23 protein-coding genes are annotated in these 24,832 nt (G+C 68.8%); 13 read left to right on the top strand and 10 right to left on the bottom strand.

Annotation, left to right across the window (positions count from 1 at the left end; translation table 11 throughout):
• Nucleotides 1-11 precede the first annotated feature (11 nt).
• From hflX to VI08_RS02355, 4 genes are all read left to right on the top strand, one after another.
• The gene (gene hflX / locus VI08_RS02370) at nucleotides 12-1,322 is read left to right on the top strand and encodes a ribosome rescue GTPase HflX (protein ID WP_045827916.1); all 1,311 of its coding nucleotides are present in this window, start codon (nucleotides 12-14) and stop codon (nucleotides 1,320-1,322) included.
• A gap of 69 nt (nucleotides 1,323-1,391) precedes the next feature.
• On the top strand, nucleotides 1,392-2,546 hold the full coding sequence (gene hflK, locus VI08_RS02365; protein ID WP_045827915.1) for a protease modulator HflK: 1,155 nt from the start codon (nucleotides 1,392-1,394) through the stop codon (nucleotides 2,544-2,546).
• Entirely contained in the window at nucleotides 2,543-3,412 is an 870-nt protein-coding gene (hflC, locus tag VI08_RS02360) for a protease modulator HflC (protein ID WP_045827914.1), read from the top strand. Before hflK ends, hflC begins: the two co-directional genes overlap by 4 nt.
• Before the next feature lie 29 nt (nucleotides 3,413-3,441).
• Nucleotides 3,442-4,746 carry an adenylosuccinate synthase gene (locus VI08_RS02355; RefSeq protein ID WP_045827913.1) on the top strand — a complete coding sequence of 435 codons (1,305 nt, stop codon included), beginning with the start codon at nucleotides 3,442-3,444 and terminating at the stop codon, nucleotides 4,744-4,746.
• Nucleotides 4,747-4,851: 105 nt separating this feature from the next.
• Here VI08_RS02355 and VI08_RS02350 read toward each other — a convergent pair whose 3' ends face one another.
• On the bottom strand, nucleotides 4,852-5,934 hold the full coding sequence (locus VI08_RS02350; protein ID WP_045827912.1) for a sterol desaturase family protein: 1,083 nt from the start codon (nucleotides 5,932-5,934) through the stop codon (nucleotides 4,852-4,854).
• A 66-nt stretch (nucleotides 5,935-6,000) separates the two neighbouring features.
• Between VI08_RS02350 and VI08_RS02345 the strand changes: the two genes are divergently transcribed.
• The 6 genes from VI08_RS02345 (at nucleotide 6,001) to VI08_RS02320 (ending at nucleotide 12,033) form a co-directional block, all read left to right on the top strand.
• Nucleotides 6,001-6,627, top strand: a complete 627-nt coding sequence (locus tag VI08_RS02345) for a GNAT family N-acetyltransferase (protein WP_045827911.1) — start codon at nucleotides 6,001-6,003, stop codon at nucleotides 6,625-6,627.
• A complete protein-coding gene (folC, locus tag VI08_RS02340) occupies nucleotides 6,624-7,904 on the top strand; it encodes a bifunctional tetrahydrofolate synthase/dihydrofolate synthase (RefSeq protein WP_045827910.1) in 1,281 nt (426 codons plus the stop codon). Before VI08_RS02345 ends, folC begins: the two co-directional genes overlap by 4 nt.
• An 88-nt stretch (nucleotides 7,905-7,992) precedes the next feature.
• The gene (locus VI08_RS02335; protein WP_045827985.1) at nucleotides 7,993-9,054 is read left to right on the top strand and encodes an SPOR domain-containing protein; all 1,062 of its coding nucleotides are present in this window, start codon (nucleotides 7,993-7,995) and stop codon (nucleotides 9,052-9,054) included.
• A 27-nt stretch (nucleotides 9,055-9,081) separates the two neighbouring features.
• Nucleotides 9,082-9,732 (top strand): CvpA family protein, encoded by a 651-nt coding sequence (locus VI08_RS02330; protein ID WP_232309433.1) that lies wholly within the window; start codon nucleotides 9,082-9,084, stop codon nucleotides 9,730-9,732.
• Nucleotides 9,733-9,743: 11 nt separating this feature from the next.
• Entirely contained in the window at nucleotides 9,744-11,222 is a 1,479-nt protein-coding gene (gene purF / locus VI08_RS02325) for an amidophosphoribosyltransferase (protein WP_045827909.1), read from the top strand.
• Nucleotides 11,223-11,232: 10 nt separating this feature from the next.
• Complete coding sequence (locus VI08_RS02320) at nucleotides 11,233-12,033, top strand: ferritin-like domain-containing protein (RefSeq protein ID WP_045827908.1); 801 nt, start codon at nucleotides 11,233-11,235, stop codon at nucleotides 12,031-12,033.
• A gap of 86 nt (nucleotides 12,034-12,119) precedes the next feature.
• On the opposite strand, the gene VI08_RS02315 is transcribed toward VI08_RS02320, so the two are convergent.
• From VI08_RS02315 to VI08_RS02275, 9 genes are all read right to left on the bottom strand, one after another.
• A complete protein-coding gene (locus VI08_RS02315) occupies nucleotides 12,120-12,848 on the bottom strand; it encodes a UDP-2,3-diacylglucosamine diphosphatase (RefSeq protein ID WP_045827907.1) in 729 nt (242 codons plus the stop codon).
• Nucleotides 12,845-13,588, bottom strand: coding sequence for a peptidylprolyl isomerase (locus tag VI08_RS02310; protein WP_045827906.1), 744 nt, complete (start codon nucleotides 13,586-13,588; stop codon nucleotides 12,845-12,847). The genes VI08_RS02315 and VI08_RS02310 overlap by 4 nt, the downstream gene beginning before the upstream one ends.
• A 69-nt stretch (nucleotides 13,589-13,657) precedes the next feature.
• Nucleotides 13,658-15,178 (bottom strand): Ppx/GppA phosphatase family protein, encoded by a 1,521-nt coding sequence (locus VI08_RS02305; RefSeq protein ID WP_045827905.1) that lies wholly within the window; start codon nucleotides 15,176-15,178, stop codon nucleotides 13,658-13,660.
• Between the two features lie 43 nt (nucleotides 15,179-15,221).
• Nucleotides 15,222-15,731, bottom strand: coding sequence for a hypothetical protein (locus tag VI08_RS02300; RefSeq protein ID WP_045827904.1), 510 nt, complete (start codon nucleotides 15,729-15,731; stop codon nucleotides 15,222-15,224).
• Nucleotides 15,728-16,873, bottom strand: a complete 1,146-nt coding sequence (locus tag VI08_RS02295) for an MGDG synthase family glycosyltransferase (RefSeq protein WP_198148821.1) — start codon at nucleotides 16,871-16,873, stop codon at nucleotides 15,728-15,730. The genes VI08_RS02300 and VI08_RS02295 overlap by 4 nt, the downstream gene beginning before the upstream one ends.
• Nucleotides 16,870-18,957, bottom strand: coding sequence for a polyphosphate kinase 1 (gene ppk1 / locus VI08_RS02290; RefSeq protein WP_045827983.1), 2,088 nt, complete (start codon nucleotides 18,955-18,957; stop codon nucleotides 16,870-16,872). Before ppk1 ends, VI08_RS02295 begins: the two co-directional genes overlap by 4 nt.
• Before the next feature lie 73 nt (nucleotides 18,958-19,030).
• Nucleotides 19,031-20,137 (bottom strand): phosphate regulon sensor histidine kinase PhoR, encoded by a 1,107-nt coding sequence (gene phoR / locus VI08_RS02285; protein WP_232309443.1) that lies wholly within the window; start codon nucleotides 20,135-20,137, stop codon nucleotides 19,031-19,033.
• Nucleotides 20,138-20,361: 224 nt separating this feature from the next.
• On the bottom strand, nucleotides 20,362-21,051 hold the full coding sequence (gene phoB / locus VI08_RS02280; RefSeq protein ID WP_045827901.1) for a phosphate regulon transcriptional regulator PhoB: 690 nt from the start codon (nucleotides 21,049-21,051) through the stop codon (nucleotides 20,362-20,364).
• 101 nt (nucleotides 21,052-21,152) lie between these two features.
• A complete protein-coding gene (locus VI08_RS02275; RefSeq protein ID WP_045827900.1) occupies nucleotides 21,153-22,763 on the bottom strand; it encodes a M48 family metallopeptidase in 1,611 nt (536 codons plus the stop codon).
• A 135-nt stretch (nucleotides 22,764-22,898) separates the two neighbouring features.
• Here VI08_RS02275 and grxC point away from each other — a divergent pair, with 135 nt between their 5' ends.
• From grxC to VI08_RS02260, 3 genes are all read left to right on the top strand, one after another.
• Nucleotides 22,899-23,168: a glutaredoxin 3 gene (gene grxC / locus VI08_RS02270; protein WP_045827899.1), complete on the top strand. Its 270-nt coding sequence runs from the start codon at nucleotides 22,899-22,901 to the stop codon at nucleotides 23,166-23,168.
• Nucleotides 23,168-23,566: a carboxymuconolactone decarboxylase family protein gene (locus tag VI08_RS02265; RefSeq protein ID WP_157006253.1), complete on the top strand. Its 399-nt coding sequence runs from the start codon at nucleotides 23,168-23,170 to the stop codon at nucleotides 23,564-23,566. The genes grxC and VI08_RS02265 overlap by 1 nt, the downstream gene beginning before the upstream one ends.
• A gap of 220 nt (nucleotides 23,567-23,786) precedes the next feature.
• Complete coding sequence (locus VI08_RS02260; protein WP_045827898.1) at nucleotides 23,787-24,809, top strand: isocitrate dehydrogenase; 1,023 nt, start codon at nucleotides 23,787-23,789, stop codon at nucleotides 24,807-24,809.
• Nucleotides 24,810-24,832 lie beyond the last annotated feature (23 nt).

Genomic DNA, 24,832 nt, shown 5'->3' with positions numbered 1-24,832 from the left:
CATACCCCTAAGTGTTCGACAGGCAAAAGAAAGGCGACCGGGCCGTCCTGGTGCTACCGCATTCGCGGGGCGAGGGCGACGCGGTGCGCCGTGGCGAGGAATTCGCCGAGCTGGTGGCGTCGGCAGGCGCCGAGGTTCTTACCAGCATCCCGGCCCGAGTGGCCGAACCCAACCCCCGTTTCTATATCGGCAGCGGCAAGGCGGATGAAGTCGCCGAAGCAGTGCGCGCGCTCGAGGCCGACCTGGTCCTGGTCGACCACGTGCTCACGCCGGTGCAGGAGCGCAACCTCGAGAAGCACCTCAAAACCCGCGTCGTCGACCGCGCGGGCCTCATCCTCGACATCTTCGCCCAGCGTGCGCGCTCGCACGAGGGCAAGCTGGAAGTGGAGCTGGCCCAGCTCAAGCACCTGGCCACGCGCCTGGTGCGCGGCTGGACCCACCTTGACGCCCAGCGCGGCGGTGCCATCGGCAACCGCGGCCCGGGCGAAACACAGCTGGAAACCGATCGCCGCCTGCTTGCCGAGCGGGTGAAGATGCTCACCAAACGCCTTGAAAAGGTTCAGGTCCAGCGCGACCAGCAGCGCCGTTCGCGCCTGCGCAACACCGTGCCCCGGGTGGCCCTGGTGGGCTATACCAACGCGGGCAAATCCACGCTGTTCAACGCGCTGACCACCGGCGGTGTCTACGCGGCCGACCAGCTCTTCGCCACGCTGGACCCCACCGTGCGCAAGGTCGAGGGGTTGGCCTGCGGGCCGGCCGTCGTCGCCGACACCGTCGGCTTCATCCGTGAGCTGCCCCACGACCTGGTCGCGGCGTTCCGCGCCACGCTGGCCGAGGCCCGTGATGCCGATTTGCTGCTGCATGTCAGTGACGCCGCCGACGAGGAGCGCGAGCTGCTGCGCCGCGTCGTCAATTCGGTACTTGAGGAAATCGGCGCCGGCGACGTCCCCCAGCTGATGGTCATGAATAAGATTGATCTCATCGAGGACGCCGAGCCCCGCATCGACCGGGGCGACGACGGCAAGCCGCGCACCGTGTGGCTGTCCGCCCACTCGGGGCAGGGGCTCGATGGCTTGCGCGAGGCATTGGGCGAGCTGCTGGGTGGCGATCGCATCAAGGCGGGCGTGCGGCTGCCGCTCACGGCGGGCCGCCTGCACGCGCGCCTCAAGGCCGCGGGCGCCATCGCCGGCGAGGCCATCGACGAGGACGGCTGGCAGCTCGATATCGATGCCCCGCGCTCGGTCCTGGCCCCGCTGGTGGGTGACGATATCCACGGCGCACCCCTGCGGGAACTGATCGACCCACCGCACGCCGAGCACTGAGTGGCGCGCATCTGGTAGAATTCACGCCGTTTGTGCCCACTCCACAGTCCCCGAAGGAGACTGCCGCCCATGCCCTGGAACGAGCCCGGCAACGGCCAGAAGGACCCCTGGAACCGCAACCGGCAAGGTCAGCGCAAGTTCGACCTGGACAGCCTGCTGAAACAGTTCACCTCGCGCTTCGGCCGCTTCGGCTCCGGCAGCGGGGGGCTTCTTGCCATCCTGCTGGTATTCGTCGTGGCCTGGTTGCTCGTCTCCAGCTTCACGGTGATCGACGCCCGCCAGGTGGGCGTGGTGCTGCGTTTCGGCCAGTTCTCGCGCGTGCTGCCCCCGGGCATGCACCTGAAGGCGCCGAACCCGATTGAAACGGTGACCAAGGTCGAAACGACCCAGGTGCGCACCGTATCCGACACGGTCTCGATGCTTACCCGCGACGAGAACATCATCGCCATCGATTTCAACGTGCAGTACCAGGTCAGCGACGCACGCAAGTTCCTGTTCTCCAATGCGGATAACGCCGAGAACATGCTGAAGAACGCCGCCGAGGCGGCCGTGCGCTCGGTGGTCGGCGCCAACGCGATGGACAATATCCTCACCACGGGTGCCGAGCCCGTGCCGGCGGCGGCGTCCACCGCGGCGGCGCCCCCGGCGCCGGCCGTGGTCGATGCCACGCCGGCGGCCAAGGAAACCCTGCAACAGCAAACCCGCGCCATCCTGCAGGCCACGCTCGACATGTACGACGCCGGCATCGCCGTCACCAGCGTCAGCTTCCAGAGCGTCTCGCCGCCACGCGAGGTAAAGGACGCCTTCGACGACGTCAACGCGGCGCGCGAGGATCGCCAGCGCGCCGAGAACGAAGCCCTGGCGTACCAGAGCAAGCTGCTGCCCGATGCGCGCGGGCAGGCCGCGGTCATCGCCGGCGGTGCCGAGGCCGACCGGGCCCGGCGCATCGCCGACGCCACGGGCGACGCCGCGCGCTTCAACCTGCTGCTCAAGGAATACCGCGCCGCGCCGGATGTCACCCGCCGCCGCCTGTGGCTTGAGACGGTCGAGTACGTCATGGGCCGCAACCCGAAGGTCATCGACGGCAGCAACGGCAAGAACATCATCCAGCTGCCGGTTGACCAGGCCGGCAACACCAGCGTCCGCAACGTGCCGGGCGTCGGCACGGTCGTGCAGTCCGCCTCCACCGATGCCACGCCGGTCCAGCAGGGGGGCGCCCAGTGAAGATCGTATCCGGCCTCGTCGTCGTCGCCCTGGTGCTGCTGGGGTTCAACAGCGTCTTCGTCGTGAAGGAAGGGCAGAACGCGCTGCTGCTGCAGTTCGGCCGCATCGTCCGCTCCGATTACCAGCCAGGCCTGCACTTCAAGGTGCCGCTCGCGCAACAGGTGGTCAGCTTCGATAACCGCATCCTTAACCTCGATGCGCCGCCCGAGCGGTACTTCACCCGTGAAAAGAAAACGGTCTCCGTCGACTTCTACGTGAAGTGGCGCATCGCCGACCCGGCGGCGTATTACCGCGCCACCGCCGGCGACCCCACCGCGGCCATTGGCCGCCTCACCCCCGTGGTGAAGGATGCGCTGCGCGACGAGTTCAACTCGCGCCAGCTCGAGGATCTCATCGGCGGTGGCCGCAAGGACATCACGGGCCACGTGCGCGAGCGCACTGATGTGGTCGCCCGCAAGAACCTGGGTGTGAGCGTCGTCGATGTTCGCATCAAGCGCATCGACCTGCCCACCGAGGTCAGCGATTCGGTCTACAAGCGCATGCGTACCGAGCGCACCCGCCTGGCCAACGAGCTCCGCTCCACCGGCCAGGAGAACGCCCAGAAGATCCACGCCGAGGCCGACCGCCAGAAAGCCGTGATCCTGGCCGACGCCAACCGCGACGCCACGACGGTGCGCGGCGACGGCGATGCCAGGGCGGCTGCCATCTACGCGGCGGCCTATGGCCAGGACCCTGAATTCTTCGCGTTCTACGGCAGCCTCGAGGCCTACAAGAAATCCTTCGCCGACGGCCGGTCCACGCTCGTCCTGAAACCCGATTCCGAATTCCTGCGCTACCTCAACGACGGCCCCGGCCGCCAGCGCTAAACCCGCATCCAATACAGAGAACCACCACCATGGGTAAGTCAGTAGTCATTCTCGGCGCGCAATGGGGCGACGAAGGCAAGGGCAAGATCGTCGATCTGCTCACCGAGCGCGTCGGCGCCGTCGCCCGCTTCCAGGGCGGCCACAACGCTGGCCACACGCTGGTGATCAAGGGCAAGAAGACCGTCCTGCACCTTATCCCGTCGGGCATCCTGCGTGACGACGCCCTGTGCCTCATCGGCAACGGCGTGGTGCTTTCGCCGGCCGCGCTCATGAGCGAGATCGCCGAGCTCGAGGCGCAGAACGTCGACGTCCGCGCGCGCCTGAAGATCTCGCCGGCCACGCCGCTCATCATGCCGTACCACATCGCCCTCGATAAGGCGCGCGAAGTGGCGTCCGGCGCCAAGGCCATCGGCACCACCGGCCGCGGCATCGGCCCGGCCTACGAAGACAAGGTGGCCCGCCGCTCCATCCGCGTGGCCGACCTCATGTACCCGCACGAGCTGCCCGAGAAAGTGAAGGCCGCCGTCGATTACTACAACTTCGTGCTCACCGAGTGGCTGAAGGCCGAGCCGGTCGATTACCAGACCGTCCTCGACGAGGCCCTCACCTGGGGCGAGTACCTGCGCCCGATGGTCGACGACGTGGCCACCATCCTGCACGACGTGCGCCGCGATGGCGGCAACATCCTGTTCGAAGGCGCGCAGGGCGCGCTGCTCGACATCGACCACGGCACCTACCCGTACGTCACCTCGTCGAACACCACCGTCGGCGGCGCACTGGCTGGTACCGGCGTGGGTGCACGCGACATCGATTACGTGCTCGGCATCTGCAAGGCGTACGCCACGCGCGTCGGTGGCGGCCCGTTCCCCACCGAGCTCAACGACGACATGGGTGAGCTGCTGCGCAAGAAGGGCAACGAGTTCGGTGCCAGCACCGGCCGCCCGCGCCGCTGCGGCTGGATCGACCTCGTCGCGCTGAAGCGCGCCGTGCAGATCAACGGCATCGATGGCCTCGCCATCACCAAGCTCGACGTGCTTGACGGCCTGGAAACGATCAAGGTCTGCATCGCGTACGAGTACCGCGGCAAGCGCCGCGAACTGGCACCGCTCGATGCCGACGGCTGGGCGGAGTGCAAGCCGGTCTACCTCGAGTTCCCGGGCTGGGAAGAATCCACCGCGGGCATCCGCGACTGGAACAAGCTGCCGCCCGCCGCCCGCGCCTACCTGCGCGCCGTGGAAGAGCTCTCCGGCTGCAAGCTGGCCCTCGTGGCCACCGGTGCCGACCGCGACGACACCATCGTGCTCGACGACCCGTTCGGTGGTTCGGACTGCTGAGCGGTCGTTGGTTGGGATGTAAGCAAAGGGCCCCGCCAACCGGCGGGGCCTTTTTGTTGGGAGGGCATCGCGCGCAAGCGCGCTCCCACAAAACAACGCGGGGGATCAGGTAGCGGGTTCGCGCTGTCGTGGGAGCGCGCTTGCGCGCGACGCTTCTTTTCCATGCAAGCCATGCAGGTCGATGTCCTTGACGGAAACCGGGCGGTAATCCTCGCCAAACGCCACCTCGCCGAGCCGCCAGCCGGCCCGGCACGTGAACGCGCCCCAGAAGCGCCGGAACGCCGCCCAGTGCAGGCCCACCAGGTGCTTGTCATTGTCGGCATCCACCATTGGGTCGCCGACGCCCGTGGGGCGGATCGGCTCGCCATGCAGCGCGGTGCCGAAGACCGTATCCCAGATCGAGAACACCTGGCCGAAGTTGCAGTTGTGCAGCGTGGGGCGGTCGGGGTCCACCCGCATGTGGTGCAGGCGGTGGAAGGTGGGCGAGACCAGCACGCGATCGAACACCGCCCCGAAGCGGACGCGGACGTTCGCGTGGGAGAAGTTCTGCACCAGTTCGCCCAGCAGCACCAGCCACGCGAAATCGGTGGGGGCCACGCCGATGACGACACCGACGCCCGCCAGCACCATCGATTGCAGGAAGCCATCGACGAGGCTGCCGCGGTCGTTCGTCCAGCAGCTCATCTGCCGCGTGCTGTGGTGCATGCTGTGTAGCGCCCACCACCAGGGCAGGGCATGCTGCAGGCGGTGCATCCAGTAGTACACCAGGTCGTAGATGGCGTAATAGACCACGAACAGCGCCAGCGGGTGGCTTTTCAGCGCGGGCACCCAGTGCACGATGCCAAGCAGGGATTCGTCGCCGGGGCTGGCATCGCCGCCGCCGAAATAGTTGGCGATGGGCGTGAGCACGAGGTAGCTGAACATCGGGAAGATGCCCAGCAACATCATCAACGTGTACTGCCAGTCGACGCGGGTGAGCCGGCGGTGCTCCCACTTCTCGGCGGGCAACACGGCCTCGAGCGGGCGGAACACGAGGCCGATGATGGCCACCTGCAGCATCGAGATCAGGATGGCTTCGGCGATCTCGCGCGGGTCGCCGGCCAGGCCATCGAGGTGCAGCCACGCGAGGAAGGGCGTGATGGCGTGGACGCTCGTCCAGTCGACCAGGTGGTGCCACGGGGAAAACATGGGGGCCTCGTGCCATTGCGTGCCCCTGCCATTAAGCTTCACCGCTCTTTCGTTGGGCTTTCCGCCATGCGACACATTCCTGGCATCACGGTTATCCCCTACGTGGGCGAGCGCATCCTGCCCGTGGTGGACGAGCTTGCCGGCCTGCGTATCGCGGTATTCCGCGACTGGCCCTATCTCTACGAGGGCGATCGCGGCTACGAGCGCGATTACCTGGCCGCCTACGCGGCGTCGCCCCGCAGTGTGTGCGTGGTGGCGCGCACGGATGCCGGCGAGGTGGTCGGGGCCTCCACGGGCATCCCGCTGGCGGACGACGGCGAAGCGTTCCACCAGGCGTTCCTCGATAAGGGCATCCCCCTCGGCGACGTCTTCTATTTCGGCGAATCGGTGCTGCTGGCGCCGTGGCGTGGCCGTGGCATCGGGCACGCGTTCTTCGACGCGCGCGAGGCCCATGCCCGGGCCTGCGGCGGCTTTCGCTACACGGCCTTCTGCGCGGTGCGGCGTGACCCCGGCGACCCCCGCGCACCGTCGGCGTATCGTTCCAATGACATGTTCTGGCGCGGCCGGGGGTACACGCCGCGGCCGGGCATGAGCTGTACGCTTTCGTGGAAGGAGCGCGGCGCCGCCGATGCGACGCCGCACGTGCTGGATTTCTGGCTGCGCGAACTCGGCCGCGCGGAGGTGGGCGCATGACCCGTACGCTCGACCAGTGGCTGGCCTACCAGGAAACCACCAACGTCCACGAGATCGAACTGGGCCTCGACCGCGTCCGCCGCGTGTGGCAGGCCATGGGCGCCCCGCGCCCCGCGCCACTGGTCATCACCGTGGGCGGCACCAACGGCAAGGGCTCCACGGTGGCGTTGCTGGAGGGCATGCTGCGCGCCGCCGGCTACCGCACCGGCTGCTACACCTCGCCGCACCTCGTCCGCTACAACGAGCGCGTGCGCATCGATGGCGTGGACGCCGTGGATGCCGACCTCGTGGCGTCGTTCGAGCGCATCGAAGCCGCCCGCGGCGGCACGACGCAGACCTACTTCGAATTCGGCACGCTGGCCGCCATCGACCTCATGGCGCGCGCTGGCGTGGACGTCGCCATCCTCGAGGTGGGGCTGGGTGGGCGCCTCGACGCGGTGAACATCATCGACGCCGACCTCGTCGTCATCACCACCATCGACCTTGACCACCAGGCGTGGCTGGGCAACGACCGCGACAGCATCGGCCGTGAGAAGGCCGGCATCGCCCGGGCAGGGCAGCCGGCCGTCGTGGGCGAACTGGCGCCCCCCGAGGGCTTGCTCGAGGCCTTGCGCGGGCTGGGCGCGTCGATCGAGCGGGCGGGCTCGTCGTACTGGTGGGAAACCCAGGGGCAGGGCACGCCCGAAGCGACCTGGCGCTGGTTCCACACCGACGGCACCGTGCGCGCACTGCCCAGGCCCGCGCTGGCCGCGCCGGTGCAGTACGCCAATGCGTCGGCCGCCATCGCCGCGCTGCACGCCTTGCGCGCCCGGCTCACGGTGCCTGACGCGGCCATCGCCGCGGCACTGGCGCGGGTGCAGGTGGGCGGCCGCCTGCAGCGCATCGGCGAACGGCCCCTCACCCTCGTCGACGTGGGGCATAACCCGCAAGCCGCGCGCGCGCTGGCCGCCTGGCTCGACGCGGCGCCTGGCGGCGGCAAGGTGTTCGCCGTGTACGGCGCGCTGGCGGACAAGGACGTTGGCGGCGTCATCGCCGCGCTGGGAACGCGCATCGATCGCTGGTTCCTGGCCGGGCTGGACGGCGACACGCCACGCGGCCTGCCCGCCGCCGCCCTTGAAGCCAGCCTGGCCGCGACACTACCGGACGCATCGCGCGAGGCCCACCCGGGCGTGGCCGCGGCGTGGCAGGCCGCGCGCGAGGCCGCGGGCGAGGCCGACACCATCCTCCTGTTCGGCTCGTTTTTCGTCGCGGGCGCGGCGCTCTCGACGCGGGCGTGAACGACGGCGCGGGCGGGGCCACCGGGCCCCACCCATTGCCGGTTATAATCGCGGCGATCCGCATTGCGCCGGCCGAATGGAGCTTTCCTTGAAAACACGCCTGCTGGGTGCCGCCGTCCTCATCGCGTTGCTTGTCCTGATCGTGCCGATGCTGTTCTCCAGCACGCCGCCCAAGAGCGACGCCGACCAGACGGTGAGCCTCGAGATTCCGCCGGCCCCCGACCGCGAACTGCAGTCGCGCACGCTGGACGTCTCCCCGAACGGCACGGCCACCCCGGCCGCCACGCAGGCCCCGCCGCAAGGCCAGGGCGCGCAGCCTGCCGCCGCCCCCGGCCCGGCCACCGCGCAGGTGCCCGCCGCCACGCCGCAGGCCACCACCGCGCCGGGCAATGGCAGCCGCCTCGCCTCCGTCGACATCGCCTCGCGCAAGCCGGCCGATGCCCTGCCGGAGGATTTCAACCAGCCGGCCAACGCCGCCGCCACGAACAAGCCGGCGCCGGCCAGGCCCGCCCCCGCCACCCCGGCACCGGCCGATGCACCGGCCGCCATGCCCGCCGGCACGGCCGGTCGTGGCAGCTACAGCATCAACCTCAGCGCCTACGCCGACCGCAGCAAGGCCGACGCGGTGGTGTCGAAAGTGCGCGCGCTAGGCTACCCGGTCAGCACCGCCGCCATGAACCAGGCTGGCAAGTCGCTCACCCGTGTCACCGCCGGCCCCTTCGAGACGCGTGCCGCCGCCGAGGCCGCGCGCCTGAAGATCACCGCCGCCGTCCCGGGCGCCCCGGCGTCGCTGTCGTCCAAGCCGGAAACGCAAACGGCCGACGTGCCGGCCCCGCCCAAGCCTGCCGCCGCACCGGCCACCGCCCAGCAGCAGGCCCAGGCCGCCGCCGTGCCGGCCGCCGCGCCGCGCGCGGGCGGCTTCGCCGTCCAGGTGGCCGCCGTCAGCAGCGAGGCCGAAGCCAACCGCCTGCGCGATAAACTCCGCGGCGCGGGCATCGCCGGCTATGTCGATACGGTGGCCGCGAGCAGCGGCGCCAAGCTCTGGCGCGTGCGCGCCGGGCCGCAGACGCAGCGCGACGACGCCGTGCGCCTCAAGGACCAGATCAAGGCCAAGGTCGGCCTGGATGGCGTCGTGGTGTCGGCTCCGTAAGGGGCCGGGCCACGCGCGCGTCGCTCAATGGGGGGTAGCGAAGTGAACTGGGCCGATTACGTCATCCTGGCGGTGCTCTTCATCTCGGTCTTGATCGGCCTGGCGCGCGGCCTCATTTCAGAGGTGTTGTCGCTGGTGATCTGGGTGGCCGCGTTCTGGATCGCCTGGGCCATCGGCCCCCAGCTTGCGCATTACCTTGAAGGCTCGGTGTCGAACGCCACCGCCCGCGTGGGCATCGGCTACGCCATCGCCTTCGTCGTCGTCCTGGTCATCGGCGGCATCATCCGGTTCCTGGTGTCGCGCCTGGTGGCGAGCACGGGGCTGGGGGGTACCGATCGCCTCTTCGGCATGTTGTTCGGCCTCGTGCGCGGCGTGCTCATCGTCAGCCTCGTGGTGTTCATGCTTGGCTTCACGCCCCTCCCCAGGGACCCGTGGTGGCACGAATCGATGATGCTCCAGCAGTTCAGCGCGCCCGCCGCGTGGATCGGCGAGCAGATCCCGGCCAACGTGCGTGATTACATGCACCCGCCGGAGGCGTTGAAGAACATGAAAATGCCGGACGTCCAGCTCCCCAGCAAGGACGATCTCATGAAATTGCGCGACCTGCCGATCCCCGGGCAAACGCGCGACAATACCCAGGCTCACCCCGCTGCCGCGTCCACGGCGGCCTCTTCGTAGAAGGCAACACCATGTGCGGAATCATCGGCATCGTCGGTACCACGGAAGTGGCATCGGCCCTGTATGACGGCCTGACCGTCCTGCAACACCGCGGGCAGGATGCCGCCGGCATCGCCACTGTCGACGGTGCGCGCCTGCGCCTGCACAAGGGCAACGGCCTCGTGCGCGACGTGTTCAATTCGGCCGGCGTGGGCAAGCTCCGCGGCCGCATCGGTATTGGCCACTGCCGCTACCCCACGGCCGGCTCCGAAGGCACGGAGGAGGCCCAGCCGTTCTACGTGAACTCGCCCTACGGCATCGCGTTCGCCCACAACGGCAACCTCGTCAACACCGAGCAGCTGCGCAAGGAGATGTTCGAGGACGATCGCCGCCACATTGATACCGATTCCGATTCCGAAGTACTGCTCAACGTGCTGGCGCACGAGCTGCAGCTGCACGACCGCAGCGACCTCACCCCCGAGCACGTGTTCGAGGCGGTGTCGCGCGTCCATGCGCGCGCCCGCGGCGGCTACGCCTGCATCGCGCTGGTGCTGGGCTACGGGCTCATCGCCTTCCGCGACCCCAACGGCATCCGCCCGCTGGTGCTGGGCGAGCGCGTCACGGCCGAGGGTCGCGAATACGCCATCACCTCCGAGTCCGTCGCGCTCGATGTCCTCGGGTTCAAGCGCGTGCGCGACATCGAGCCGGGCGAGGGCGTCATCATCACCGAAGGCGGCCAGCTGTTCTCCCGGCGTTGCGCCGAGGGCGCGGTGCATGCGCCGTGCATCTTCGAATACGTGTACCTCGCGCGCCCCGATTCCATGATCGAGGATGTATCGGTGTACAAGGCGCGCCTGCGCATGGGCGAGAAGCTGGCCGAGAAGATCCTGCGCGAGCGCGGCCCCGACCATGGCATCGATGCCGTCATCCCCATCCCCGACACCTCGCGCACCGCCGCCAGCTCGCTGGCGCAGGCGCTGGGCGTGCCCATGCGCGAGGGCCTGGTCAAGAACCGCTACATCGGCCGCACCTTCATCATGCCGGGGCAGGGCGAGCGCGTGAAATCGGTGCGCCGCAAGCTCAACGCCATCGACCTCGAGTTCCGCAAGAAGAACGTGCTGCTGGTCGACGACTCCATCGTCCGTGGCACCACCTCGCGCCAGATCATCCAGATGGCCCGCGATGCTGGCGCAAAGAACGTCTATTTCGCGTCCGCCGCGCCGCCGGTGCGCTTCCCCAATGTCTACGGCATCGACATGCCCGCCGCGTCCGAGCTCATCGCCGCCGGCCGCACGGTCGATGAAGTGGAGAAGCTGCTTGGCGCCGACTGGCTTGTCTACCAGGATCTCGACGACCTCATCTGGGCCGTAAGCGATGGCAACGAGGACCTGAAGAAATTCGATACCTCGTGCTTCTCGGGCGAGTACGTCACGGGCGTCGATTCGGCCTTCCTGGAGCAGCAGGAAGCCATGCGCTCGGACAACGCCAAGACCGAGCGCCGTACCGCCTGAGCCACCGCCGATGCACGACCTCCACGCCGCCGCCCGCCGCTGCCTCGACGCGGCGGAGCCCGCCGAGAAGGTCCGGCTCACGTTCGAGACCTTCGCCCGGCTGCAGGCCGGCGAGCTTGCGCCCGATGTGTCGTCGCCGCCGGCCACGCCTATCGCCTTGCCCGGGCGGCCAGCACGGCCGCGGCTGGTGCCTGCGCGGCAGCTCTCCCAGCGTGGCCTTGGCACGGCGGAAGGGCGCGTGGCGCTCGTGCATGCCATCGCGCATATCGAATTCAACGCCATCGACCTGGCATGGGATGCGGTCTACCGGTTCCGTGGCAAGCCAGCGGCGTATTACGCCGACTGGGCGTCGTGCGCGAATGACGAAGCGCGGCACTTCACGATGCTGCAGGGCCGCCTCGGCGAACTCGGCCACGCCTATGGCGATTTCGACGCGCACAATGGCCTGTGGGAAATGGCCGAGAAAACCGCGCACAGCGATACGGCGCGCATGGCGCTGGTGCCACGCGTGCTCGAGGCGCGTGGCCTCGATGTCACGCCCGGCATGATGGATCGCCTGCGCCACCAGGACGACGAGCGCACAGTGGCCATCCTCGACGTGATCCTGCGCGAGGAGGTGGCCCACGTGGCCGCCGGCACGCGCTGGTTCCACTGGTGCTGCGCCCGCGATGGCATCGACCCGGAGGCGACGTTCGCCACCTTGCTCAACGACTACATGCACGGCTCGTTGCGCGGGCCGTTCAACGTGGCGGCGCGGCGCGAGGCGGGGTTTTCCCAGAGCGAGCTTGCCTGGCTGGCTTCGTTGTCGTAAAGCATCGCCCACGGGTGTGGGCTCCTACGACAGCGCACCCATGCAACGACGGACCCCTGTAGGAGCCCACCCTGTGGGCGACGCTCTTAACGCGCCGTCAACCCACGCAACTCGACACTGCCCGGCTCGATACGCAACACCGACCCATGGTCGTACCAATCGCCCAGGACGATGCGTTGAGCGGGTTCGCTGCCCAGTGTGAAGTCGTGCACCGCGGGGCGGTGCGTATGGCCATGGACGAGGCGGGTGACGCCGGCCTGGCGCATCGCGTCGTCGACGGCGCCCTGGTTCACGTCCATGATGGTTTCATCGATGCGCCCCGTGCGCGATTTGCTGTCGCTGCGGGCCTGCGCGGCGAAGGCCCGGCGCGCCGCCAGCGGCATGGCGAGGATCTGCTGCTTCCATGCATCGGTGCGCACCTGCTTGCGCACGGCCTGGTATTCGACGTCATCGGTGCAGAGCACGTCGCCGTGCATCAGCAGCGTGGGCGTGCCCTCGATGTCGTGCACCGTGCCATCGTCGAGCAAGGCCATGCCCGCCCGCTCGGCGAAGGCCTGGCCTAGCAGGAAATCGCGGTTGCCCACCATGAAGTACACGGGCACGCCGGCGTCGCGCACGGCCCGGGTGGCGTGGGCGATGCGGTTGGGCAGCTCGGCATCGTCGTCGTCGCCGATCCATGCCTCGACCAGGTCGCCAAGGATGTAAAGCGCGTTCGCACCGCGGGCTTCCTCCGAGGCGAGGTACCGTTCGAACAGCGTGGTGATCTCGGGGCGGGCGTCGTCGAGGTGCAGGTCGGCGATGAACAGCGTGGTCATGGCGTGGTCTTGGCCGCCGGCTTCTTCTCGGTGGCTTTTTTCGCCGGGGCCGCGGCCGGGACGGCAGGTGCGGGCGCGGCGGGTGCCGGCTTCACGCTGCCCGCCGACGACGAGGCAGCCGGCGCGGCCTTCTCCTCGCCCACCACCTGTGCCGAGTTGATGACCACCAGGGGGTTTGGCACATCGCCCACGAACGGGCCCTGGGCGCGGGTGGGCAGCTTGGCGATCTTGTCGATCGTCTCCATGCCCTGGACCACCTTGCCGAACACCGCGAAGCCCCAGGTGAGGCCGCTCTGGTTGCTCACGTAATCGAGCCGGCGGTTGTCGACGAGGTTGACGAAGAACTGCGAGGTGCCCGAATTGGCGTCGGCGCCACGCGCCACCGCCACGGTGCCGCGCAGGTTCGACAGGCCGTTGTCGGCTTCGCTGGGGATGGGCGCGCGGGTGCGCCGCTGGGTGAGGTCGCGGCTGTAGAGGCCGCCCTGCACCATGTAGCCATCGACCACGCGGTGGAACACCGTGCCATCGTAGAAGTCGTCACGCACGTACTGGAGGAAGTTGGCGACGCTCTTGGGCGCCTTCTCCGGGAACAGCTCGAGGGTGAAATCGCCCTGGCTGGTGTGCACCACCACGCGCGGGTGGTCGACGGGACCGGGCGCGGGCGCCGCCGGCTTGGCCTGCTGCGCCAGGGTGGCCGCGGGCAGGGCGAGGAGGAGGCTGGCGAGGACGGCTTTGAGCATGGGCGACCGGCGTGTGCGAGAGGACAACCGGGCCATGATACCCCTTGCCGGGGTGATCACGGCCGCGGCTTATTCAGTGACGATTTCGAGTTCCAGGCCCAGGTCGGCCAGCGGCTCGCGTTCCTGCTCGAGGTCGGCCTCGGTGAGCGGGTGCTGGTCGAGCCAGTCGGCGGGCAGGGTGAGGCGCAGGCGCTGGCGCGTGGCGTTGACGCGGATGCGCGGCAGCGACTCGGCGCGGCGCGCGCGGCGGAACAGCACGGCCAGGCGCAGGATGGCGGTGATGTGCCGGGCCAGCGCGCGGTAGCGCACGGGCAGCGCGCTTATCACGGCTTTCTCCGGCTTGCGCCGGTGCGATTCGACGATGGCGGCCAGCAGCTGCTGCTCCTGCCGCGAAAAACCCGCCATGTCGGCGTGGCGCAGGATATAAGCGCCGTGGCGCTGGTGCTGGCTGTGCGCGATGGCCAGGCCCAGCTCATGGGCGCGGCAGGCCCACGACAGCCACTCACGCCCGTCTTCGTCCAGCTTCCACGCCTTGGCCAGCTGGTCGAACAGCGACAGCGCCGTGGTCTCGACGCGGCGCGCCTGGGCGCGGTCGACACCGTAGCGGCTGGCGAGCGATTCAATGCTGGCCATGCGCGGGTCGGTACCCGCGGAGCGGCCGATCAGGTCCCATAGCACGCCTTCGCGCATGGAGCTCTCCGAGACACGCAGGCGCTCGATGCCCAGGGCTTCGAACGCGGCCTCGAAGATGGCGACGCCGCCGGCAAACACCTCCGCCCGGTCGTCGGCAAGGCCCGGCAGCTTCAGCGGCGCGCCTGCGGCGCCCTGCTCGATCATGGCCTCGCGCACGGCGGCCAGCGCGTCGGGCGTAATGCCATCGTCGGAAAGCTTCATCGCGCGCACCACCGAGCCGATGGCCTTGGCGGTGCCCGAGGAGCCATACGCGTCGGCCCAGCCGGCCTCGCGGTAATCCTCGGAGAACTGCTGCAGCAGCACGCCGATTTCGCGGCGCGCCTTCTGCCAGCGCTTGCGGCTGATCTTGCCGCCGGGGAAGAAGCGCAACGTGGAGGCGATGCAGCCCACCTGCACGCTTTCGGTCAGCAGGGGCGAGGTGCCGCGGCCGATGATGAACTCGGTGCTGCCGCCGCCGATGTCGATGACGAGGCGGTGGTCGCGCGAGGCGGGCAGGTCGTGCGAGGCGCCGAGGAAGATCAGGCGGCCCTCTTCACGGCCCGACACGATTTCCACCGGGTGGCCCAGCGCGGCTTCCGCGGCCGAGAGGAAGGCATGGGGCGACGCGAGCCGGCGCACCGTGTTGGTGGCCACCGCACGCACGTGCAGCGCGGGGATGCCGGCGATGCGCTGGCCGAACCGGGCGAGGCTGGCCAGCGCGGCGGCGCGGTGGGCGGCGTCCAGCGTGCCATCGGGGCGCAGGCCCACGGCCATGCGCACGGAATCGCGCAGGCGGTCGATGACACGGGGTTCACCGTGCTCGTAGCGGGCCACCACCATGTGGAAGCTGTTCGAGCCGAGGTCGACGGCGGCGAGGAATTCGCCATCGTTGATCTGCGATTTACCTGATGTGGCCAAGGGAGACGTCCGCAGCAGCGTATCGGCGGATTTTCTCACGCCTTCACGGTTTAGGGGAAATCGCCGTCCGCGGTTTCGGCATGGCCGACAGCGCGAACAGCAGGATGCACAGGAACCCGAACACCCAGTAATCGGTGGGGGCCGGCCCCCACCAGTGGCGGTGCCAGGGCACGTTCGCGGGGTTGAAACGGGCCAGGCCGAACGCGGGGTTCAGGATGAACCAAAGGCCATCCTCGGCCACCCAGAACAGCATGATGCAGGCGATGACGCGTACCTGCGCGCGCCAGCTCCAGAACCCGCGGAACACCATGGGGAAGTGGAAAAACAGCGCGATGAAGGGAAACACCCAGGCGTGGTAACCCGTCATGGGGCGGCCACCCCACAGCAGGTCGAGCACCCAGCTGTTCTCGATGCGCCACGTGGGCAGGCTGGTGGCCCACCCGTGCGGCCCTTCGATCTCCACCTCCACGTGGGCGAACAGGAAGGCCAGCAGGAAGGCGAACAGGGCGGTGGTGAGCACGGAGACCACGCGCCGGCGCGGGGAATGGCTCATGCATGCCCCAGTTGCGCAAGGACGATGTCGATGACGTCGCGTGCCGCCTGCGGCCGGCCGATGGCGCGCGCGCGCGCGGCCATGCCCGCGAGCTGGCTGGGATCGTCGTGCAGCGCGTTGATGCGCCATGCCAGCGCCACGGCATCGATGGCCTTCCAGGCCGCGCCCTGTTCCATGAGGTAATCCGCGTTGCGCTCCTCCTGGCCCGGGATGGGTGCGTTCACAATCATCGGCAGGCCCATGGCGAGGCACTCCGAGGTGGTGAGGCCGCCGGGCTTCGTGATGGCGAGGTCGCAACACGCCATGAGGCGTTCCACGTGCTTCGTGTAGCCCTGCGGGAACAGGCGGCCGGCGTGCTTGCCGTCCGCGAGTTTGCGCAGCCGGGCGAGCATCCCGGCGTTGCGGCCGGCAAGCACCACGAGCTGGAAATCGCCACCGGCGCAAAGCAGCGCATCGGCCAGTTCGTCGAGCGCACCCACGCCCGCGCCGCCACCCATCACGAGGTATGCGGGGCGCGCGGGGTCCATGCCGAACGACGCCACGAGCGCGGCGCGATCATGTGTTTCAGCAAACGCCGGCATCACGGGGATGCCCGTCGTGTGCACGCGCTCCATTGGCAGGCCCACGGCGTGCATGCGGTGGGCGATCTCGGGGCTGGCGGCGAAATAGCCCGTCATGCCGGGCACCACCCACATGCGGTGCAGGTCGAAGTCGGTGACCTGCAGGTAGACGGGCGCGGTGACCCGGCCCTTGCGGATCTGCCGCGCGAGCATCTCGGCGGGCAGGAAGTGCGTGCAGATGATGGCGTCGGGGGCGAAATCGGCGATGGCCGCGCGCAGGCGGCGCGTGTTCAGGCGCTCGATGGTGCGCCGCATGCGCTGCACGACCGCATCGGGGCGGGCATCGCCCGTGATGCGGTAGAGCATGCCCCAGATGCGCGGGTAGCGCGTGATCAGGCTGAGGTAGAAATCGGCGTAGATGCGACGGAAGCTCGACGGCACGAAATCCATGACATCGAGGTGGCGGGCCTCCACCGCGCCGCCCTGCACGGCCAACGTGGCCACGGTGGCGTCGAGCGCATCCGCGGCACGCACGTGCCCCGCGCCCGCGGATACCGACAGGAGCAGGATGCGCCGCGTCACCCGCAGTACTTCGCCAGCAGCGCCTGCTGCGCCGAATGCGGGAGCTCGCCCGCGGCCGGGTGGCGGCGCGTGTAACGGCCCTCGGCCCCGAGCATCCAGGCCTGCGTGTTGTCGCGCAGGTAGTTGTCGAGCGTCTCGTCGTACACGCGCTTTGCCAGGTCGGGTTCAAGGATGGGCACGCCCACCTCGATGCGGCGCATGAGGTTGCGCTCCATCCAGTCGGCGCTGGCGCAGTAGAGCTCCGGCTCGCCGTCGTTGGCGAACCAGTACACCCGGCTGTGCTCGAGGAAACGGCCGATGATGGAACGCACGGTGATGTTTTCCGACACGCCCTTGATGCCCGGGCGCAGCGTGCATGCGCCACGGATGATGAGGTCGATGCGTACGCCGGCCTGCGAGGCGCGGTACAAGGCCTCCACCACGTGCGCTTCGTTGAGCGCGTTGAGCTTGGCGGTGATGCGCGCGGGCTTGCCCGCCTGCGCATGGGCGATCTCGCGCTCGATCTTGCCCATGACGCTGCTGTAGAGCGTGAACGGCGAATGCAGCAGGCGCTTCAGCTGGATCATGGGCCCCAGCCCCGAGAGCTGCTGGAACACTTTGTGGATGTCCTCGCCGATCTCCGGGTTCGCGGTCATCAGGCCGATATCGGTGTAGCCGCGGCTGTTGCCCTGGTGGTAGTTGCCGGTGGAGATGTGCACGTAGCGGCGCAGGCCGGTGCCTTCGCGGCGCACGATGAGCAGCATCTTCGCGTGCGTCTTGTAGCCCACCACGCCGTAGACCACCTGCACGCCGGCCTCCTGCAGGCGGTTGGCCAGGCCGATGTTGGCTTCCTCATCGAAGCGCGCACGCAGCTCGATCACCACGGTGACGTCCTTGCCGTTGCGCGCGGCGTCCACCAGCAGGTCGACCAGCGGGGAATCCCGGCCGGCGCGGTACAGGGTCTGCTTGATGGCGAGGACGCCCGGATCCTGCGAGGCGCGGCGGAGCAGCTCGACGACCGACGCGAACGACTCGTAGGGGTGGTGCATCATGACGTCGCGCTCGCGCAGCACGTCGAATTCGTTCACGCCCTTGGCGAACGCGGGCGTGAGGCGCGGCGTGAAATGCGGGAACTTCAGCTCGGGGCGGTCGAGCTGGTCGTAGATGACACCCGCGCGGATGATGTTGACCGGGCCGTCGCAACGGTAGACATCGGCGTCCTCGAGCTGGAAGTTCGCCTTCAGCATGTCGGTGATGGCGCGCGGGCAGTCGGCGCCCACTTCGAGGCGAACGGGGCGTGCGTAGCCGCGGCCCGCCAGCTCCTCGCTGAGCGCACGGGCCAGGTTCTCCACCTCGGCCTCTTCCACCACCAGCTCGCTGTTGCGGGTGACGCGGAACTGGTACGCGGCGCATACCTGGAAGCCGGGGAAGATCTCGTCGGCGAAGGCCTGGAGCACCTCGGCCAGGAAGACGAAATCGCCGGCGCCGCCGGAGACCTCGGCCGGGATGCGGATGATGCGCGGCAGCGAGCGCGGCGCGCGCACCAGCGCCATGTGGCCCTCGCGGCCGAACGCATCGCGGCCCTTGAGGACCACCGCCAGGTTCAGCGTCTTGTTGAGGATGCGCGGGAACGGGTGCGCCGGGTCGAGGCCCAGCGGCGAGAGCACCGGCATGATCTCGTTCTGGAAATAGCCCTGCAGCCAGCGCCGCTGCTTCTCGCTCCAGCGATCGCGCGTGAGGAAGGCCACGCCCTCGGCGTTGAGCGCCGGGTTCAGTTCCTCGTGCCAGATGCGGTACACCTCGCTGACCAGCTCGAGCGTGCGCTCGCGGATGCGCGAGAGGATCTCGCCCGACGACAGGCCATCGGCCCCGGGCTGCACCGCGCCCAGCGCGTGCTTGTGCTTGAGCACCGCCACGCGCACCTCGAAGAACTCATCGAGGTTGTTGCTGACGATGGTGAGGTAGCGCAGGCGCTCGAGGACCGGCACGTCCGGGTCGGAGGCCTGGGCCAGGACACGGAAGTTGAACTCCAGCGCCGACAGCTCGCGATTGATGTATAGCTCGGGGGCGCCGAGATCGACGGGGGTGCGCTTTTTCATGGCCATCGATGGTGACCCATCGCCGGCCACCGCGGAAAGGGGCATCGCAGCAACAGGGCGGCCCCGGCGCGCCATGCGTTCAGGCCGACGCACCCGCCATGTCGTGGAGGCGGCTGCCATCCAGCAGGCGGTCGGTGCCGAACACGCAGGCGAAAGTGGAGCCCTTGCCGGGCTCGCTCTCGATCGAGAGGCGCGCCTGGTGCAGGTTCAGCACGTGCTTGACGATGGACAGGCCCAGGCCCGTGCCGCCCGAGTCGCGCGAGCGGCTGGACGAGACGCGATAGAAGCGCTCGGTGAGGCGCGCGATGTGCGCGGCGGGGATGCCGAAGCCGGAATCCTGCACCGAGAAGCGCGCACCGCCATCGACGGCCGCCCAGCGGATGGCGATCCTGCCGCCCGTGGGCGTGTAGCGCACGGCGTTGCTCACGAGGTTGCCGAAGGCGCTGTGCAGGTCCTTCGTGGAGCCCAGCAGGTCGTAGCCGGTGGCCACGTCGAGCGACACGACATGCCGGCCCTGGCTGAGCGCCTCGGCCTCCTTGCGCAGGCTGGCCAGCAGCGGGGCCATCTGCACGTGTTCCTCGGCCAGGTGCTCCTGCGTCTCCAGGCGCGACAACGTGAGCAGGTCTTCGACGATCTGGCCCATGCGCTTGGATTGCGCGCGCATCTCGTCGAGCACCGGCGCCAGCTCCGGGACATCTTCCGGGTCGAGCAGCTCGAGGTAACCGTGGATGACCGTAAGCGGCGTGCGCAGCTCGTGCGAGACGTTGGCCACGAAATCGCGGCGGATCTGTTCCAGGCGCGTCAGGTGGCTGGTGTCACGTGCGAGCAGCAGCCGCTGGCGGCTGCCGAACGGCAGCAGGGTGGCGGTGATGTGGCGGTTCGGGTGGCCCGGGGCCGCGACGTCGGTGAGGGGTTCGCGGGCACCATCGGCCAGCCAGTCCGACAGCTCGCTGTTCTTCAGCACCTCGGTGATGAAGCGGCCGCGGTCGCGCGGGCCCTTCAGGCCAAGGAGTTCCTCCGCCGCGTGGTTGAACCAGCGGACATGCTGCGCGTGGTCCAGCAGGACCACGCCATCGGGGAGGGAGCCGGCCGCGCTGCGCAGGTCGCGAAGGCGGGAGGCGATACGGCGGGTGCGTGTCATGAGACGGTCATGCTCAGGGTGGGGCGTCGCGGGCGTTTGCAACATTGGCCCCGTCTTGTGACGGAATAGCGACAGGAGCACGACGATTTCAGCGAGCGCGACACATGCCACGCCGGCCAGCGCCGAACCCGCGAGCGCGCCCACGGCGCCACCCGCGACGAGCAGGGCGGCACACGAGGCTGGCAGCCGCCAGGAAGGGGTGGAGCTGGGCATGGCGAGGAACCCGCGGTCTGGTGGATTGCACCATAACGCGGCTACCCCGCGTTAGCCTAGGTGTTGGCTGAGAAGCGATAGCCCGCGCCGCGCACCGTCTGGACCATGTCGTCGAGCTTCCACGGTTCCAGGGTCTTGCGCAGGCGGCGGATGTGCACGTCCACCGTGCGTTCTTCCACGTACACGCTGCCGCCCCACACATGGTCGAGCAGCTGGGCGCGCGAGTAGACACGCTCGGGGTGGGTCATGAAGAAGAACAGCAGGCGGTATTCGGTGGGGCCGATCGGCACGGCATCATCCCCCGCGAACACGCGATGGGCCGGGCCGTCGATGCGCAGGCCACCCAGCTCCACCACGCCCGAGCCGTCATCGCCCTGGCTGCGGCGCAGCACCGCCTTGATGCGGGCGATGAGCTCGCGGGTGGAGAAGGGCTTGATCACGTAATCGTCCACGCCGGCCTCCAGGCCGTTCACCCGGTCCATCTCCTCGCCGCGGGCGGTGAGCATGATGATGGGGATTTCGCGGGACAGTTCCTCGCGGCGCAGGCGGCGGGCCAGCTCCAGCCCGCTGGTGCCCGGGAGCATCCAGTCGAGCAGGATCAGGTCCGGTACGCGCTCGGAAATAGCCATCTGGGCGGCGCGGGCGTCGGCGGCGTGTGCCGCGTCCATGCCCGCCTTGCGAAGCGCGAAGGCGACCATGTCGCGAATCGAAGCCTCGTCTTCCACGATAAGAATGCGTTTATGCACGCTGGGAACCGCTCGTTGGCTGTGACCGTCATATTGCAGCCATGCAGTGTTACACGGCAATGACAACGGTCACATTCACCCCCTGCCGTTAATGGGCATGGCTACTGGGTGCGGCCGTCGGGGTTGTCGTCGGTGGCCACGCGGCGCTTTTTCAGCTCCATGAGCAGGGGGGTGAGGTCGGCGATCTGCGACTGGATGCGCGAGCGCTGGTAGAAATCCAGGTCATCGCGCTTCAGCAGGCGGCGCAGCTGCTCCATGGCGTCGAACGGGCGGCCCGCCAGGTAGGCGGCGTTGGCGTAGGCCTCGGCGGCGTGCACGCCATCGCCAGCCCGGTCACTGGCCTGCGCGTAGGTACGGAAGATTTCCGGGTCCTCGCTGTTGTCGAGCATGGGCCGCAGCAGGCCGGCGGCCACGCGCGCGTTCTCGACCGTGCCCGTGGTGGCCAGGGCCTTCGCGTAGCCCAGTGTGACCGCCACGTTACGCGGGGAGTTGTCGTGCAGGGCCTTGTAGATGGCCATGGCATCGCCCGCGCGGCCGGCATCGAGGTAGGCATCGGCCATGGCCAGGCGCAGCACCACGCTGGCGGGCTGCTGGGCCAGCAGCGGCTGCAGCTGCTCAACCGCCTGGCTGCCGCGGTTGCTACGGATGAGCGCCACGGCGTAACCGTAATGGTTGGCCGCGGTGTCGAATTCCTTGTGCTTCAGGTTGGTGGCGTAGTACGCGGCGAGCTTGCCCGCATCGCCCGACAGCACCCGCACGCGCTCGCGCATGAGGGCGTAGGTATCGGTGGCACTGTCCTTGGGCGCGGCCGTGCCCGTGCTCACCAGCGTGGTGGGGTCCTTCATGTAGAGCACCGGCGCGGTGCTCTTTTCCCACGAGGCCTTGTCGAGCGTCGGCAGCTTGGGGCGGTCCTTGATGCGTGCCTCGAGCACGCGCGCACGGGCCCGTGCGTCGCTGATGCGGTCGAGCGTCACCGGGTGGGTCTGCAGCAGGGCAGGCAGGGCTTCCTCGCCTTCGCCCACGCGCAGCGTATCCTGCATGCGGCCGAAGAAGTCCGCCATGGCCTCGGGATCGAAGCCGGCATTGGCCAGGGTCTGGATGCCCGTGCGGTCGGCTTCGATCTCATCCTTGCGGGTGAAGTTGATCTGCCGCTGCAGCAGCATGCCCTGGCCACCCATGAGCACGCCAGCCGCGGCATCGCCACCGGCGCTGCCCGCGGCGATGGCGCCCAGCAGCACCAGGGCGAGCAACGGGGCATCTTTCTTCGAGGCCTCGAACGCGCGGTAGAGGTGGTTCTGCGTGATGTGGCCGATCTCGTGCGCGATGACGCCGGCCAGCTCGCTTTCGCTCTGCGTGATGTTGATGAGGCCCGCGTTCACGCCGATGTAGCCGCCGGGCGCGGCGAAGGCGTTGATCTGCGTATCGCGGACGATGAAGAACCTGAAGTGGTCCTTCGGGCGTTCGCTGGTGGCCACCAGGCGGAAACCCAGGTCGTTGATGTACTGGTCGAGCAGGGCATCGTCCAGCGTCATGTCCAGCGCGTGCATCTGGCGCAGCATCTGGGCGCCGTAATCGTCGGCCTCCCGGGGGCTGATCAGGGCGTTGGCGGAGCTGCCCAGGTCGGGCAGGCGCACGGCATCCTGGGCGCCTGCCACGAAGGTGGCGGCGGTGGTGGCGGCAAGGAGCAGCAAGCGGGGATAGGGCAGGCGCATACGGTCGCGACGATACCACCACGGGGGCCGGGAACGCTTGGACCACGGGGGCGGCCGGGGGTTCGCGAGGGTTGTAGAATAAGCCCAGGGCCGCCATATCGCGGTCATCGCATAGCGTCCGGAGACACCTGTTCCATGAGCACGCCCGAGATCACCATCTACTCCACCGCGGTATGCCCGTACTGCGTCGCCGCCAAGAACCTCCTCAAGGCCAAGGGCCTTTCCTGGAGCGAGGTGCGCATCGACATGGACCCGGCCCAGCGCGACATCATGCTCGAGAAGAGCGGTGGCCGCCGCACCGTGCCGCAGATCTTCATCAACGGCACGCACGTGGGCGGGTTCGACGACCTGGCCGCGGCCGACCGCAGCGGCCGCCTGGCCGAGCTCATCGGGGCCGCGCACTGATGGCCGCCGATACCACCCGCGTCGAGGAATTCACCGCGTTCCGCAAGCGCATGAACGAGCGCATCCTGGGCGAAGACAACCAGGTGGTGCGCCGGTTCTTCGCGCTCGACACCCAGACGTACCGCGAGGGCGCGCTGGATGTGAAAACGAAGGAAATGCTGGGCCTGGTGGCGTCCATGGTGCTGCGTTGCGACGACTGCATCAGCTACCACGTGGCCCAGTGCAAGGAAGCAGGCGTCAACCGCGACGAGTTCTTCGAGGTGTTTAGCGTCGGGCTCGTCGTTGGCGGTTCCATCGTCATCCCGCACCTGCGCCGCGCGGTGGATTTCCTGGATTCGCTCGAGGGCGAGGGCGAGGACAACGCTGCGGCTGCCTGCGGGGATCACGCGGGGCCGTAAGAGCGGAGGTGGGAGGCGGGCAGTGGGGGCGCCCGAGGCTTCGCCCCCCACTTCCCATCTCCCACCTCCCGTGGCGCCACGCCACGCGTTCGAAGCGTTCGACCAAAGCACCCTCGATCCTTGAAGCAAGCGGGCAAAATCGCCGATAATCAGGCGATTTTTCTTCCCCGGCACCGCCTGGCGCGTGCCCATCGACCCGCTTCCTTCAGGAGTACTCCCCATGAGCAAGACGATTGCCGTGATCCCCGGCGACGGCATCGGCCCCGAGATCATGGACGCGACCATCCGTGTCCTCGACGCCCTCGACTGCGGCCTGACGTACGATTTCGTGGACGCGGGCATGGTGGCCCTCGAAAAGCACGGCGACCTGCTTCCGCAGGCTACGCTCGATGCCATCGCGAAGCACACCGTGGCGCTCAAGGGTCCGCTCACCACCCCCATCGGCGGCGGCTTCACGTCCATCAACGTCACGCTGCGCCGCAAGTTCGATCTGTACGCCAACGTTCGCCCCGCCATCAGCTTCCCGGGCACCAAGGCGCGTTACGACAACATCGACATCATCACGGTGCGCGAGAACACCATGGGCGCGTACATGGCCGAGGGCCAGACGCGCGAGGGCACGGGTGAGAACGAGGTGGCCGTCTCGGTCATCCGCAACACCCGCCCGGGCATGGAGCGCATCTGCCGCTACGGCTTCGAGATGGCCCGCCAGAAGGGCCGCAAGAAGGTCACGGCGGTGCACAAGGCCAACATCATGAAGACCTCGTCGGGCCTGTTCCTCGACGTGGCCCGCGAAGTGGCGAAGGATTTCCCGGACCTCGAGTTCCAGGAAATGATCGTCGACAACGCCTGCATGCAGCTGGTCATGAACCCGTACCAGTTCGATGTGATCGTCACGACCAACCTGTTCGGCGACATCCTGTCCGACCTGTGCGCCGGCCTCGTGGGCGGCCTGGGCCTGGCCCCGGGCGCGAACATCGGCAAGGACGCGGCCATCTTCGAAGCGGTGCATGGCTCGGCGCCGGATATCGCGGGCCAGAAGAAGGCCAACCCGTGCGCGCTGTTGCTGGCGGCGGCCGACATGCTCGACCACCTGGGCATGGTGGCGAAGGGCACGCGCCTGCGCGCGGCGATCAGCGAAGTGATGAACGCCCGTGACCGCACGACGCCGGACGTGGGCGGCACGGGCAACACGGATACGTTCGGCGACGCGATCGTCGAGCGCATCAAGGCCACCGCTTGATGTAACGGCGCGCCCCGCTCACT

Source organism: Luteibacter yeojuensis (genome assembly GCF_000964085.1).
Classification (GTDB): Bacteria; Pseudomonadota; Gammaproteobacteria; order Xanthomonadales; family Rhodanobacteraceae; genus Luteibacter; species Luteibacter yeojuensis_A.
Note: the sequence above shows the minus strand (reverse complement) of the source record. Positions and strands in the feature narration are given on the sequence as shown.

Coding starts and splice junctions, on each gene's coding strand:
- hflK (WP_045827915.1), top strand. CDS start 1,392: ATGCCCTGGAACGAGCCCGGCAACGGCCAGAAGGACCCCTGGAACCGC.
- VI08_RS02355 (WP_045827913.1), top strand. CDS start 3,442: ATGGGTAAGTCAGTAGTCATTCTCGGCGCGCAATGGGGCGACGAAGGC.
- VI08_RS02350 (WP_045827912.1), bottom strand. CDS start 5,934: ATGTTTTCCCCGTGGCACCACCTGGTCGACTGGACGAGCGTCCACGCC.
- VI08_RS02345 (WP_045827911.1), top strand. CDS start 6,001: ATGCGACACATTCCTGGCATCACGGTTATCCCCTACGTGGGCGAGCGC.
- folC (WP_045827910.1), top strand. CDS start 6,624: ATGACCCGTACGCTCGACCAGTGGCTGGCCTACCAGGAAACCACCAAC.
- VI08_RS02330 (WP_232309433.1), top strand. CDS start 9,082: ATGGGGGGTAGCGAAGTGAACTGGGCCGATTACGTCATCCTGGCGGTG.
- purF (WP_045827909.1), top strand. CDS start 9,744: ATGTGCGGAATCATCGGCATCGTCGGTACCACGGAAGTGGCATCGGCC.
- VI08_RS02320 (WP_045827908.1), top strand. CDS start 11,233: ATGCACGACCTCCACGCCGCCGCCCGCCGCTGCCTCGACGCGGCGGAG.
- VI08_RS02315 (WP_045827907.1), bottom strand. CDS start 12,848: ATGACCACGCTGTTCATCGCCGACCTGCACCTCGACGACGCCCGCCCC.
- VI08_RS02310 (WP_045827906.1), bottom strand. CDS start 13,588: ATGCTCAAAGCCGTCCTCGCCAGCCTCCTCCTCGCCCTGCCCGCGGCC.
- VI08_RS02300 (WP_045827904.1), bottom strand. CDS start 15,731: ATGAGCCATTCCCCGCGCCGGCGCGTGGTCTCCGTGCTCACCACCGCC.
- ppk1 (WP_045827983.1), bottom strand. CDS start 18,957: ATGGCCATGAAAAAGCGCACCCCCGTCGATCTCGGCGCCCCCGAGCTA.
- phoR (WP_232309443.1), bottom strand. CDS start 20,137: ATGTTGCAAACGCCCGCGACGCCCCACCCTGAGCATGACCGTCTCATG.
- VI08_RS02275 (WP_045827900.1), bottom strand. CDS start 22,763: ATGCGCCTGCCCTATCCCCGCTTGCTGCTCCTTGCCGCCACCACCGCC.
- grxC (WP_045827899.1), top strand. CDS start 22,899: ATGAGCACGCCCGAGATCACCATCTACTCCACCGCGGTATGCCCGTAC.
- VI08_RS02265 (WP_157006253.1), top strand. CDS start 23,168: ATGGCCGCCGATACCACCCGCGTCGAGGAATTCACCGCGTTCCGCAAG.
- VI08_RS02260 (WP_045827898.1), top strand. CDS start 23,787: ATGAGCAAGACGATTGCCGTGATCCCCGGCGACGGCATCGGCCCCGAG.